This window comes from Lacrimispora sp. 38-1, from assembly GCF_049890855.1.
Classification (GTDB): Bacteria; Bacillota; Clostridia; order Lachnospirales; family Lachnospiraceae; genus Lacrimispora.
Genome location: NZ_JBANEW010000032.1, coordinates 135,173 through 148,881, shown reverse-complemented (window position 1 = coordinate 148,881; position 13,709 = coordinate 135,173). Strand labels below are relative to the sequence as shown.

Sequence of the window (13,709 nt, the reverse complement as noted above, 5' to 3'; positions counted from 1 at the left end):
TAATAACCTTCAAAAAGGTTTGGCCCGGTGGCTCAGCTGGTTAGAGCGCCGCCCTGTCACGGCGGAGGTCGTGGGTTCGAATCCCATCCGGGTCGTTGTACAACTGAATTTTGATTATGGGATCTTAGCTCAGCTGGGAGAGCATCTGCCTTACAAGCAGAGGGTCATAGGTTCGAGCCCTATAGGTCCCATTCTGTATGCAAGTGTTATATCATACATGAGAAGAGTTGTGCCGATGTGGCTCAATTGGCAGAGTAGCTGATTTGTAATCAGCAGGTTATCGGTTCGAGTCCGATCATCGGCTTGTATCAAAAATAAATATGGATGGGTTCCCGAGTGGCCAAAGGGGGCAGACTGTAAATCTGTTATCGACGATTTCGATGGTTCGAATCCATCTCCATCCATTTAGTGATTAAAATTCTAATCACTGCATATAATATAATTGAATAACGCGGGGTGGAGCAGTCTGGAAGCTCGTCGGGCTCATAACCCGAAGGTCGCAGGTTCAAATCCTGCCCCCGCAATTTTTGTTGGTATTTTTTATGGATAATGTGTTTTTTACACATGAGCCCAGATAGCTCAGTTGGTAGAGCAGAGGACTGAAAATCCTCGTGTCGCTGGTTCGATTCCGGCTTTGGGCATATGGGATACTAGCTCAGGTGGTAGAGCACTTGACTTTTAATCAAGTTGTCCGGGGTTCGAATCCCCGGTGTCTCAGGACAAGCCTTGAAACAGAGATGTTTCAGGGCTTTTATCATGTAAAAAAATATTCGATGAAAGAATTACTATTCATCGAATTCTACAATTACATAATATCCTCTGTCGTTATGCTTGATCTCTTTCACAATTCCATGATCTGATTTAATGCGGTCACGGCCCATATAGCATCCGGACATGGCAACTGCAGGATCTATGATATAACTGTAGCTGCTGGTACCTTCCCTTTCGATGATCTGGACTTCATCCCCAGCGGATACAAGACCGGGGCGTTCCATTTTAAATTCTATCAGTCTCATAATTGGTGTTCTCCTTCCTGTTTCCACGTTATTATAACCCTGTGAGAAAAAATTGTAAAGATGGGATAAGAATGATATACTAAAAGGGCTGGTTTACTAAAACTGATCATTGAGTCATTAAGAGAGGCGGTTCGTGAAGTGTGTCAAAAAACCGATCTATTAGAACAATTAATGGAATATGGCAATTCAGATTTTTATCCGTTTCATATGCCAGGGCATAAGAGGCAATGGAAAGAATCATTTAGTAAGAAATTTACCAATCCTTTTTCTATTGACATTACGGAGATTGATGGATTTGATAATCTGCATCATCCACAGGGAATATTAAGGGAGTCAATGGATTGGGCTGCGAAGGTATACAAAAGTGACAGGACCTATTATCTTGTGAATGGAAGCAGCTGTGGAATATTAAGTGCTATAAGCGGGACGGTATCCAGGGGCGGCACCATTTTAATGAGCAGAAATTGCCACAAGTCCGCTTATCATGGAGTTTTCCTCAACGATTTAAAAGTAGAATATATTTATCCACAATTGATTGTGGGATTTGGCCTTCAGGGTGGAATACTTCCTGAAGAGATGGAAAAAATGTTGAAAAACCATCCGGAAGTGGAAGCTGTGCTTGTGGTATCGCCGACTTACGATGGGATAGTATCGGATGTCAGGACGCTTGCAGATATAGTTCATAAATTTGATTTACCTTTGATTGTTGATGAAGCCCACGGGGCACATTTCTCTTTTGGAAAAGGGGAAGGCTTTCCTGTTTCTGCCATAGAGCTTGGCGCAGATGTGGTAATTCAGAGTCTGCATAAGACGCTTCCTTCTCTTACACAGACGGCAGTTATGCATGTAAAGAGTGGATATGTAAATATGGACAGGCTGGACCGGTACGTGCATATGTATCAGACAAGCAGTCCTTCTTACGTTCTGTTAGCCTCTGTAGATAACTGTATTGGTTTTATGGCTGAGCAGGGACAGGATTGTATGAAAGAGTTTTATGAGAGGATAATGGGATTAAGGGAGGGGCTGAAAGGGCTTTCTTATTTAAAGATTCTGAATGAAGAGGTGAAGAGTCAGTCTGGCGTATATGATGTTGATCTCTCAAAGCTGATAGTATCTACTAGAGAATCAAACCTTACAGGAGCTGAGCTGAACTATTTATTAAGGGAAGAGTATCATTTGGAAATGGAGATGTGCGGTCCTGATTATGTAACGGGGATTTTGACCCTGGCTGATACGCAAGAAGGCTATGAACGGCTTTCTCAGGCATTATTGGATATAGATTCCCAGGCAGGGAAGGAGACAAGGGGATACTCATGCAGAATAAATAAAGCGGAAGAGTTTGGTGATTTTAAGGTCAGACCGGAATGCCGGGCTACCATAGCACAGGGGATGGATTCATGTAGAAGGAAAGTATCTTTAAAAGATGCTGCAGATCGGGTTTCGGCGGAATTTGTTTATATCTATCCCCCCGGGATTCCGATTATTGCTCCCGGTGAGGTCTTAAAAAAGGAATTGATCGATCTGATTATAGCATATAAGGAGATGGAGCTTCCTGTGCAGGGATTGGAAGATGAAAATGCGGAGTATATTTACATTATGGACGATGCAGTTAAATAATAAAATTTGGAGTAGTGAACGATGAGCAGGATATTTTATATTATGGGTAAAAGTGCTTCCGGGAAGGATACTATTTATAAAAAACTTCTGGAGAGAATTCCGGTTTTAAAAACAATTATCCCATATACAACAAGACCGATTCGGGATGGGGAAGTAAACGGGGTAGAATATTTCTTTACAAACAGGGAAGAGTTGGAACAATTCCGGAAAGAAGAAAAATTGATTGAAGAACGTACTTACGAAACCATATATGGACCATGGAGTTATTTTACCGTTGACGATGGGCAGTTTGACCGGTCGGGTCATGGTATTTATCTTATGATAGGTACGCTGGAGTCTTATGAGAGAACCAGGGATTATTTTGGGAAGGAGTATTTGTACCCTATTTATGTAGAGGTGGATGACAGAGAGCGCTTACTGCGTTCAATAGAGAGAGAAAGATGCCAGGAAGTACCTAAATATAAAGAAGTATGCAGAAGATTTCTTGCGGATGAAGAGGATTTTAAGGAAGAAAACCTTCTTCGGTGCGGCATTCAAGTCCGTTTTCGTAATGATGAGCTGGATGGTTGCCTGGATAAGATTACAGAGCAGATTAAAAAGAATATATAAATATTAATAGTAAAAATGCTCCCTGATGATAACGTCAGAGAGCATTTTTATATTTATTTTGCCGCCAGTCTTCTGGCTTTTGCTTCCATGCGGGATCTTGTTACATCGATAAATACAGCTGCGATAATAACCATACCGATGACGATATATTGAACGGAGCTGGAAGTATTAAGAAGTGTCAGCCCGTTACGTATGGTTGAGATCATCAGTGCGCCGATTAATGTTCCCCAGATGGTTCCCTTTCCGCCCATGAAGGAGGCGCCGCCTATGATACATGCTGCAATGGCATCTGTATCATAGGGAGATATGGCTGCAGATGGATTTGCCACTGCAGAACGTCCTACGATTACGAGACCGGCAATGGCACACATGAAGCCAGATAAGCTGTAAACAAAGATCAGAACGTTGTCCGAATTAATACCGGATAAGCGGGCTGCTTCCGGATTTCCGCCTACGCAATAGATCATTCGGCCCAGTGCTGTTTTATTTAAAAAGAAATGGTACACTCCATAAATCAATATAAGAACTACAAAACACAGAGGGATTCCGGAAAATCCATCGGCTGATTTGAACAGGTTGGAGGAGCCTAAAAAAGTAACACCTGCGGGAAAGTCGGAGATGGTTTTTGTTGCTACGACTAAAAGAGCAAGGCCGCAAAGTACATTTTTCATACCCAGAGTCGATACAAAGGGATGAGGAAGATGCATTTTGGTCAACAGAAGTCCATTCAGAAAACCAACACAAAGTCCGGTGATGATACAGGCCAGTATCAGGATAAATGGATTTGTGATCCCCAGTGAATTTTTGAGCATACCCATTACACAGGCGCACAATATAGCATTTGCGCCTACAGACAGATCGATGCCTGCGGTAATCAGTACAACCAGCATGGCTGCGGAGATAAGGCCGTTAACGGCCGTCTGTCTTAAGATATTCATCATGTTATTCATTGTAAGAAATTTGTCTGTTGCCATTGACAGAATCATAAACAACAGGATCAGTGCCAACAGCGGAGCTGCCTTACTGACTATGTCTTTCATTTTTTTTGTTTTCATTGTATAGCACCTCCCCAGGCGGCTTTCATAATGGTTTCCTGATTCAGTAAATCATTGTCTCTTGAAAGCTCACCCATGATTTTTCCTTCTCTCATTATAATGACTCTGTCACTCATTCCGATAATTTCAGGCAGTTCAGAAGAAATCATAATCACACATTTACCAGCTTTTATTAAGTTGTTCATGATGTTATAAACTTCAACTTTTGCACCTACATCAATGCCTCTGGTGGGTTCGTCAAAGATATATATATCTGCATTTGTATTAATCCATTTGCCGATTACTACTTTCTGCTGATTTCCTCCGGACAGCTGCCCTACTGCTTCTTTTGAATCTGATATTTTAATTTTTAAACCGTCTACATTTTCTCCGGTTAGCTGGTCTATGTGTTTCTCATCCAGAAAGAGTCCTTTTTTACATTTTTTCATGGAACTGAGAATGAGATTGGTACGTACAGACTGGGTCAGAACAAGACCCTGGCCTTTCCGGTCCTCTGTTAAAAATGCGATGCCCTGGCGGATTGCGTCCTTTGGAGATTTTATGGTGGCAGGTTTTTCATTAATATAAATAGTTCCGGAATCGTGGTTGTCAGCACCGAATATGGCACGGAACGTTTCTGTACGCCCAGCTCCTACCAGACCGGCAAAACCAAGAATTTCTCCGTAATTGGCATGGAAGGTCACGTCCTTTAAAATTCCGGTTGAGTTTAAATGTTCCACTCTTAAGGCTTCTTTGCCTCTTGTTGTCTCCATCTTTGGGTATTGGTTATCCAGAGTTCTTCCTACCATGGCGGAAATCAGAGAGTCATTGTTCATTTCTGAAATGTCCTTTGTAAGGATATGCTCTCCATCTCTCATAACGGTTACCCGGTCGCATAGTTCGAAGAGTTCTTCCAGCTTGTGGGAAACAAACAGGATGGATATCCCTTTTTCCTTTAATGAGCGGACGGTTTTCATTAATTGGGCAACCTCTTTTTCTCCAAGACTGGAGGTGGGTTCATCCATTATGATCAGCTTTGCGTCAATTAAAACAGCCTTTGCTATCTCAACCATCTGCTGTATTCCCATACCATAGGAACCACATTCTTTTTTAACATCAATATCCTGTCCCAGTGACAGCATCACATCATGTGCTCTCTCATGCATCTTGTCATATTCCAGGAACGGGCTGTTCTTCTTCTTCAACGCTTTATTGATAAATATATTATCTGTCACTGACAGAAGACGTACAATATTAAGTTCCTGGTAAACACATGCTATTCCATGGGCGGCCGCCTCCCTGGGATTTCTAAAGGAGACTTCTTTTCCATCCATGATGAGAGTACCTTCCTCCGGGGTATACACCCCGGTCAGTACTTTAATCAGCGTGGATTTACCGGCACCATTTTCGCCGATCAGTCCATGAATTTCACCTGGTTTAATATCCAGTGACATATTGCGCAGAGCCACAACTCCCGGGAAGCGTTTCGTCACATGTTTCAGTTCCATTAAGCTCATAGCAGTTCAACCCTTTCTGTTTCTTACAAGCAGGTTATTTTAAATAGCCTTTCAATTTTTCTAAATAGTCTTTTGCATTGTCGGAGGAAATAACTTCACAGCCGGTATCAACAAAGGATTTTACAGTCTCACCCTTTACTGATTTGACTGCAGTTTCTACTGCTTTATAACCCATGGTGTAGGCAGACTGGGCACATGTGGCGGAAATGGTTCCGTCAATAATATTCTGAACGCCGCTCTGATTTCCATCAAATCCAACAATAACTGCATCTTTTAATCCGCTTTGTTTGCAGGCGGTTGCAGCTCCTGCAGCAGTATCATCGTTATGACATAATACAATCTGAATGTCACCGCTCTGGGCAGTAATCATATTTTCCATAACATTGGCAGCGGTATCAGGATTTGACTGGGCATACTGTACGGAAACGATCTCTATTCCGTTTTCTTCCATAGCCCGGGTGTAACCGGCCTGTCTGGCATCGCTGGTTGCGTTTCCTTCAACACCACCGATAATAACTGCTTTTGTTCCTTTACCGGCTTTTTCTGCAGCAAATAATCCGCCCTGATAGGCTGCTTTGTCATTACCGGTTCCGACAAAGGCTACTTTTCCAGGGATCTCAGCATCTGTATCAACGGTAATCACCGGAATCTTTACATCACCGATTACACTGGCAACTGATTCTGACTGGAGGGGGGAAATTACAAATGCATCGATGCCTCCCGCCAGCATGGTTTCAATCATATTGTTCTGTTCGTCGTATGCGGTTTCTGAAGCAGGTCCCTGTAGATCAACACTAACGCCTAAATCCTTTGAGGCTGCATTTACTCCGGCTGCTACATAGCTCCAGTATTCGCTGGACAGTGTTTTTAAGATTACGCCAACTTTGATATCTCCTGTAGTAGCAGAAGCAGAATCAGAAGCAGAAGCAGAGGAGGAGGCAGCTTCACTGCTGGCTGTCGGAGTTTCTGCTTTTTTCCCTGCGCAGCCGGTAGCAGATACCAGCAGGGCAGATACTAACATCATGGATAAGATTCTTTTTTTCATGTTTTTAATCTCCTTTCACAACACGTATTATACAAGTTGCATAAAATGATTCAATGTAATTACTATTTTATAGGCAAAAACACAATAAGACAATGGTATAATTTGCGCTGTAAGGGGGTAGATGTTTCGATATCTTACGAAATGCGGGATAAAAAAAAGCCTGACAGAATTAGGCCTTTTTAATGAATAAGACATTGAGAAATGAGAACCGTTAATCGGTATATAAACGCCCATTCTCTACTGTAAGATGTTTTCCTTTCATGGTATATGCTTCTGTCATATGGTTTGTAATGAGTATAACAGCAATCCCGGATCTTAATGATTCTTCAAGAAGACTGATCGTCAGGGATCGAAGCTGAAAATCAATGGATGAAAACGGTTTGATGCATACCATTACTTTTGGGCGAAGGAAAATCCACCTGTAGTAAATCAGCTTCAGCTTGCATTCATCACAGACTTTATCCGCTTTTGTTGACAGTTCTTTTTCCGTAAAAATCCCCTCAGTCATATTTTTAACCAGTTTTCGATAGGATTTCTTAAACTGAATGCCTGCTTTTTTTTGCATGAGCATAAAGATAAGATTATCCATGATGGTCATATCGGTAAATATCATCTCATCCAGGGGTCTTGCTTCAATAAAAACAATTTCATTTAAAACGGAACGAAAAATAGTATCATATCTGTTGGAAATAATGGCTTTTGCCGTTATTGACCGGCAGTCTTCCAGTATGGAAATGGCATGACTGCATTCTGCGGAATTCACATCCAGTATATTTAACAATTCCCCTCCCTTTACATACCGGGTTAAGGAAAGAACGGGGTTAAGCTTTAAGTCACTGATGTCATGGTCATCCGTAATGATTGGTACGTTTGACGACTGAATAAAATGACTGGGGTTCACACGGCTGATGGACCTTCCCTTTTTTATAATGGTGATTTCATCAGCATGTTTCCATAGAGAGGAATCACTTCCTGAAATATAGAGAAAAGTCATGCCTTTCATTTTTAATTTAACGGACAGATCAAAAAAGTCTTTCATCTCATCCTCTGATAAAAACATCTCCAGATCTGTGATGACTGCCAGCTTTCTTCCCGATACGTAAGCACGCAGAAGTTCAATCTGCTTTTGTCTGCCGTAGTCCAGTGTGTGGGCTTTGGGAGTAACGGGCAGAGATAAGTCCAGTTCTTCGAACAGATCAGGAGCCTTCCGGCAGAGAGCGGCGGCGCGGTTCCACCAGAAGACTCTGCTGTTTGCCACAAATATATTTTCTTCAACACTCAGCTGTGAAAAGACCCCGCGATTCCTGCCGATAAAAGCGGTCTGTTTTCGGATCTGATCCTGAGAACGGAAAGAGTTTAGCTTCTCCCCATTCCAATAGATCCAGCCGGAGTCAGGTTTCAGGGTACCTTCCAGCAAACTTAGAAAATTCTGTTTCTCGATTAAATTAGGAATTATGGCACAGCAGATCTGTCCCTGAAAGGCACGCAGGCAGAGTCCCTTGAGTAAAGTCTGATTTCCTTCAGAACAGTAGATATTTTCGTATCGCAGTACTTCCTGTTTCATGATCCCAGCCTTTCTGTTTCATCAAGTATATAGGGAAGTGTAAGGGAAACCTCTGTTCCCGCACCGGGAGAACTGAACAGATGAATTCCATATTCCTCCCCCATAAGAAGGCGTATTCTGGAATTTACATTGTTCAGTGCAATCCCGCCTTTTTTATCCTCTCTGACGGAGCCATTGCCCCCAGCCATATGCAGCAGCGTATCATTTAAGTGTTCCAGGGCAGCATCGTCAATGCCGATGCCGTCGTCTGATACTGATATATATAGGATGGTATCGCTGTGGTCAATGTCAATGACCACCTTTCCTCCCTCAACTTTTGGCTCTAATCCATGTTTAATTGCATTTTCCACAATTGGCTGCAGCGTAAGTTTGGGAATTCTGGCCTTTAAAAGATCTTCCTCCTCCGGCAGCAGGATATCCAGATAAAGCTTTTCCTCAAACCGGTATTTTTGAATTATAAAATAATTTTTGACATTGGAAAGCTCCTCTTCCAGCGTTGTCAGGCTTTCCATATTGGAAGTCGTGTAGCGGAAAAAGACGGCCAGTGCTTCGGCTATTTTTCCAATTTCCGGTACGCCTGCCATAATGGCGTCGGAACGTATGGATTCCAGTACATTATAGAGAAAATGCGGGTTGATCTGATTCTGTAAAGCCAGGTAACGGGCCTGCTGTTTTGCATTTTCTATCATTTTATCTTTATCCAGACTGGTATGGATTCCTGATAACAATTCATCAAAGCTGGGAGATATTCCTTCCAGACTTTTAAAGAGCTCTGTGAAAATGATTCCATTATTAAAAAGCTCTGCCTGCTTTTCCATTGAATGCAGGGGTTCCCATATTCGTGCCTTTCCCCAAAGGAGAATTGAAAATAGTCCAAGGCCCATGAATAAGACCAGGAACACAGCAAGATATGATTCCTGTGTGTGGTTCGCCATAAGAATCAGGAAAAGCAGAAGGAGAGAAAGAATGTTCCAGGATATCAGAGTACCGATCCATAAATTGAACCGGTTTTTCAGCCATTGCTTTTTCAATCGGATTCCTCCCAGCTATCGGTTTGTAAATAATTTCCTGTATTCATTGGGCGATACGCCAAGTGTCTTTTTAAACTGTCTGGTGAAAAATTTTATATCATTATAACCGGCCAGTTCGGCAACCTCGCTGATGCTTCTTTCCTTTTCGGTCAATAGTTTTTTTGCAGTATCAATCCGTACCATCTGGATGTACTCTGATAATGTTTTCCCTGTTTCTTTTTTGAATAGAGAGGAGAAATAGGTGTAACTGAATCCTGTATTTTTGGCCAGCTCTTCCAGTTTAATATTAATTCCCTTATTTTCTTCTATATAATGCTTGGCATAGATAACCGGTTTAATTTCCCTGTTTTTCAGATGATCCATTACATTTTTAAGAGTTTCACAGAGAGTATCTTCTAAAAGACGGAAGGTCTGCTCCAGACTTGTACAGTGCTCATACATTTCAGAAAACCACGCTTCCTTTTCGTGTTCTTCCAGGGTGGAATCCAGCTGCTTGAATCCCTTAAGGTAATAGTTTAGAAGCAGCAAAAGATTTTTCTTTACCTGCAGGCAGGATGTAATGTCTTCGGCTTTCATTATACGCTTTGCGGCTTCCACACATTTTTTAATCTCAGCCATGTCAAAGGCGTCTGGTTTGTCCTCCAGCAGTTTAGAGATTCTGGTGTCAACAGATCCTGATTCTGCTGGTTTTGCAGCAGGTGGTTTAATCTCTGAGACCGTATTTAAACCTGTGAGAAAGCGGTTTCCTATGGCAATCCGGCTCTCCTTAATCCGGTGAATCAACTGGATAGAGCTGTCAGCCTGCTCGCTGACGACAGCATTAAAATAGAGTCTGGGAAACAGATCCTGAAGACTGAGAACGCGCTCTTTTATGTGGTTTATGGATTCCAGCAGCTCTTTCCGGTCCAAAGCATCATAAAAAAGAAGAAAGAATATTCCTTCCCCAGTCACTTCTGAGATCCAGATCCAGTTATGGGATGAAAATTCCACTTCTGCTATTTCAAGAGTTTTCTCCGTCAGAAGCTGGTAACTTTCCTCTGTAAATTCCCTGTAACTGATATTGGGTTTTACTGCAATGCACCGTGCTGAATTTTTCATGATATCAGCAGCATTGATTTTCTCAACTTCCTGCAGTATATTTTCCTCCTGTTCATTTAGCTGTTTCTGTAAAACAGTCTTTAAAAACAGGTGTTTAAATGTTCCGGTATAACTCTTTAAAGTCTCCTCAAGACGCATATGCGAGGATTGTATGGACATCTGTTCCTGGGTTTCCTTAACCAGCTTTTTTAATGTGCGAGTTAAGTCTTCCTGATTGATTGGTTTTAACAGATAGTCCCGCACTCCAAATCTCATTCCCTGCTGGGCATACTGAAAGTCTTTATATCCGCTGATGATGATGCATTTGAGAATCTCATTCTGCATTTTTGCTTCTTCAATCAGACGAAGTCCATCCATTCCAGGCATTCGGATATCTGTAAGAAGAATATCCGGTTTCTTTTCATTGATCAGCTGCAGCGCAGTTAAACCGTCGTATGCGGTTCCCAGCAGCCGGATGCCAATTTCATCCCAATTAACTAAATATTCGATGAGCTTACAGATCTTTTTTTCATCGTCTGCAATAACCATTCCTAAAATTGCAATCATCTCCCGTCTTGTCATTTTTAACAGTATTGCCATTTATGTTAAGTATACTTCACGATTGAGATATTCTCAACATAAATAGTGTTGAAAAATGTTGGAAATTGTATAAAACACCACAAAATTGAAAAATAATACCTTAATATTATGTAATAATGCTTTTGTAAAAGATTAAAATCGTTAAAATTATATCGAATATGCATAAAATAATCCAAATTCATTCTCAGATAAATAATATACCATAGAATTTTACTATTAGAAGTTTGATATTTGGATGGTGAATATGAGACCGGGTGAATGTCCTTGCTATCAATCAGCGGGTTTGGTATATTATAAATGAGATTTTGTACAGTGAAAAAACGATAGAAAATGTAAGGGGTAGAATAAGGTGATCAAAATATGAATGCTATGGAGGCCCGTAAGAGCAGATTCTTTAAAAATATGTTTTTGTCCTACTGTCTGATAATTATATTAAGCTTTCTTATATACTCTGTCACAGTAATTTTTGAAGCTGTGAAGGTGAAGGAAAATCAGGCTGTAAAATACTATGAGACCAAGGCCCAGGCATTTGCCAATGGGATGGATCAGCAGATATACAGCGCCCAGAATATAATAACAAATCTAAATAATTCCTCTTTGATTAATAAACTGTATATGACAGTTCAGATGCAAAATCCGGTTGATTCTTATCTTTTATATCAGGTATTGAATGATATACGTTCTCAGAAAACTGCTGGCGATGATTTTAATATCTCTGATGTTGTTTTGATGTTGAATAAATATAATAAGATATATACGAGCGATGAGGTTATTCATTTATCTGACAAAGTTGATTTATCAGTGTGGTCAGAAGACCGTTTGGCAGTCACGGATTTAAATACCTGCTTAAACATGAATAACAGCCAGCTGACATTTTTTAAAAAATATCTGATATACAGCGGAGTCTATCAATATGGATCGGGATCAGAGAGAGGAATCATCTGTGTTCTGTTTGATAATCAGAAGATAGAAGACATGCTTAAATCTGCTTTGGGGGAAGCACGGGGATATGCAGTTTACTATAATGGAAAACCTGTTATTAAGGCCGGAATAGAGGATGGCAGAATCTTTAAACAGACTTCTCAGGTAAGTAATTTAATTTCATATGAAATCATAGCAGATAAAGACAAGTTTGGTTTTGAGCTGTCTGATATGGGCTCTTTTGCTTTGCTTTTTGGGTTCGTTATCTGCCTGGGGTATCTGATTCTTGCTTACTTCTTTACAAACCGGTATTCATCCCCGTTTGAGAAAATCAGGCTTTTAGTAGGGAAAGACAGGAAAGAGGGAAAAAACGAAGCAGAAAAAATTGTCTCCGGTGTGGTTGATCTTCTTGGAGAGCGTAATGGGTATATGCAGCAGGTTCATAACATGTCACCCTATGCCAGCCAGGGAATTCTTCACAGCCTGATTCTCGGAAGTGACGGGGAATCCGGTAATAAAGAATTTTTAACTGATTTTGTTCAGTTAAAACGGGTATTTTTTCTGGCTGCAATGGTTGATTTATATTATGGAGAAAGATGGAGTAAGGATGAGGCAAAGAAAGCGGTAAAGGCGATTTCACTGTTGGCAGAACAGGAATCAGATGAGGAATTTAAGATTCTTTCTTATAAGAAGGATTCCTTACATGTCTATCTTATTTTTAACAGCAATAACGGAGAGCGTCTGGAAGATAAGCTCTATGAGTTTTTTGATAAAATGAAAAAGACCCTGGATTCCAGGTGCATGGTGACCATTGGAGCAGATGAAGTAAAGGAAGAACTGGAAGAGATTTCTGTTTCCTGTGACAATGCAACACTGGCTCTTGAAAAGATTTTATGGGAGGGAAGAGGGTCTATCTATTTCCATGATCCACGGTCAGATTGTTCCATGAATTATTATTTTCCAAAAGATGGAGTGAAACAGCTGACAAAGGGGATGAAGGACAGGGACCGGGAGTCGATCAGTCATTTCTTTGAGGAAATTGAGAAGAAAAACCAGATGGAATTTGATAATTCTGTTTATGCGGGAAAGCTGCTGTTAAGCGAACTTTATGTTACAGTTGTAAAAGCCATGCAGGCAATATGGGATCAGTGCGGCATTCCTTTGAGAAGAGTGGATGTCTGCCCCTCTTACCGTACAATGGATGAGGTTATTGGATATTATAGTAATCTGGTGGAGGGGCTTTTTATTGAAATGGACCACTCTGAGGAATTAAGAGAGGAATATTTCCAGAATGATATGGAATTAATTGAGTATATCAATAAAAACGACAGAAATCCGGACCTTTCCCTTACCCAGATAGCGGATCATTTTTCGGTAAGCAGTAAATATGTGACTGCTTTGGTGAAAAAGCGGTTTGGTATGACCTATTTAAAATATGTACAGGAGCGAAGAATTTCCCATGCAATTGATCTACTAAAGAATTCGTCTCTTCCCCTTGAGAAAATAGCGGAAGAATGTGGCTATACCAACATGCTGACATTCAGAAGAAATTTTAAAGCAATTATGGAGTGTAACCCAAGTGACTTCCGGGGAGAGAAAACAACGGACGAGGATTCGTTATAATTAAACAAATAAACGGGATATAAAACATGGAATGAATCAAAAAAGGATAGTAAAT

10 protein-coding genes and 7 tRNA genes are annotated in these 13,709 nt (G+C 40.9%); 10 read left to right on the top strand and 7 right to left on the bottom strand.

What is annotated here, in order from left to right:
- Nucleotides 1-21: 21 nt before the first annotated feature.
- From V7D18_RS07880 to V7D18_RS07850, 7 genes are all read left to right on the top strand, one after another.
- A tRNA-Asp gene (locus tag V7D18_RS07880) sits at nucleotides 22-95 on the top strand.
- Nucleotides 96-118: 23 nt separating this feature from the next.
- Nucleotides 119-191 (top strand) — tRNA-Val (locus V7D18_RS07875).
- A gap of 40 nt (nucleotides 192-231) precedes the next feature.
- Nucleotides 232-304, top strand: a tRNA-Thr gene (locus tag V7D18_RS07870).
- 18 nt (nucleotides 305-322) lie between these two features.
- Nucleotides 323-404 (top strand) — tRNA-Tyr (locus V7D18_RS07865).
- A gap of 46 nt (nucleotides 405-450) precedes the next feature.
- Nucleotides 451-524: transfer RNA gene (locus V7D18_RS07860), tRNA-Met, on the top strand.
- Nucleotides 525-568: 44 nt separating this feature from the next.
- Nucleotides 569-641: transfer RNA gene (locus tag V7D18_RS07855), tRNA-Phe, on the top strand.
- A 3-nt stretch (nucleotides 642-644) separates the two neighbouring features.
- Nucleotides 645-717, top strand: a tRNA-Lys gene (locus V7D18_RS07850).
- A gap of 68 nt (nucleotides 718-785) precedes the next feature.
- Here V7D18_RS07850 and V7D18_RS07845 read toward each other — a convergent pair.
- Complete coding sequence (locus V7D18_RS07845) at nucleotides 786-1,016, bottom strand: hypothetical protein (protein WP_314463848.1); 231 nt, start codon at nucleotides 1,014-1,016, stop codon at nucleotides 786-788.
- A gap of 138 nt (nucleotides 1,017-1,154) precedes the next feature.
- On the opposite strand from V7D18_RS07845, the gene V7D18_RS07840 reads away from it, so the two are divergent.
- Entirely contained in the window at nucleotides 1,155-2,633 is a 1,479-nt protein-coding gene (locus V7D18_RS07840) for an aminotransferase class I/II-fold pyridoxal phosphate-dependent enzyme (protein WP_426153105.1), read from the top strand.
- A 21-nt stretch (nucleotides 2,634-2,654) separates the two neighbouring features.
- On the top strand, nucleotides 2,655-3,242 hold the full coding sequence (locus V7D18_RS07835; RefSeq protein WP_426153103.1) for a guanylate kinase: 588 nt from the start codon (nucleotides 2,655-2,657) through the stop codon (nucleotides 3,240-3,242).
- Nucleotides 3,243-3,295: 53 nt separating this feature from the next.
- Here the strand turns inward: V7D18_RS07835 and V7D18_RS07830 are convergent, their stop codons facing one another.
- From V7D18_RS07830 to V7D18_RS07805, 6 genes are all read right to left on the bottom strand, one after another.
- The gene (locus tag V7D18_RS07830; RefSeq protein WP_117419983.1) at nucleotides 3,296-4,297 is read right to left on the bottom strand and encodes an ABC transporter permease; all 1,002 of its coding nucleotides are present in this window, start codon (nucleotides 4,295-4,297) and stop codon (nucleotides 3,296-3,298) included.
- Nucleotides 4,294-5,793 (bottom strand): sugar ABC transporter ATP-binding protein, encoded by a 1,500-nt coding sequence (locus V7D18_RS07825; RefSeq protein WP_426153101.1) that lies wholly within the window; start codon nucleotides 5,791-5,793, stop codon nucleotides 4,294-4,296. Before V7D18_RS07825 ends, V7D18_RS07830 begins: the two co-directional genes overlap by 4 nt.
- A 34-nt stretch (nucleotides 5,794-5,827) precedes the next feature.
- On the bottom strand, nucleotides 5,828-6,838 hold the full coding sequence (locus V7D18_RS07820) for a sugar ABC transporter substrate-binding protein (RefSeq protein WP_426153099.1): 1,011 nt from the start codon (nucleotides 6,836-6,838) through the stop codon (nucleotides 5,828-5,830).
- Nucleotides 6,839-7,049: 211 nt separating this feature from the next.
- The gene (locus tag V7D18_RS07815) at nucleotides 7,050-8,402 is read right to left on the bottom strand and encodes an ATP-binding cassette domain-containing protein (RefSeq protein ID WP_426153097.1); all 1,353 of its coding nucleotides are present in this window, start codon (nucleotides 8,400-8,402) and stop codon (nucleotides 7,050-7,052) included.
- Complete coding sequence (locus V7D18_RS07810) at nucleotides 8,399-9,433, bottom strand: sensor histidine kinase (RefSeq protein WP_426153095.1); 1,035 nt, start codon at nucleotides 9,431-9,433, stop codon at nucleotides 8,399-8,401. The genes V7D18_RS07815 and V7D18_RS07810 overlap by 4 nt, the downstream gene beginning before the upstream one ends.
- A gap of 15 nt (nucleotides 9,434-9,448) precedes the next feature.
- Entirely contained in the window at nucleotides 9,449-11,110 is a 1,662-nt protein-coding gene (locus tag V7D18_RS07805) for a response regulator transcription factor (RefSeq protein ID WP_426153093.1), read from the bottom strand.
- 360 nt (nucleotides 11,111-11,470) lie between these two features.
- On the opposite strand from V7D18_RS07805, the gene V7D18_RS07800 reads away from it, so the two are divergent.
- Nucleotides 11,471-13,654: a helix-turn-helix domain-containing protein gene (locus V7D18_RS07800; protein ID WP_426153091.1), complete on the top strand. Its 2,184-nt coding sequence runs from the start codon at nucleotides 11,471-11,473 to the stop codon at nucleotides 13,652-13,654.
- Nucleotides 13,655-13,709: the final 55 nt, after the last annotated feature.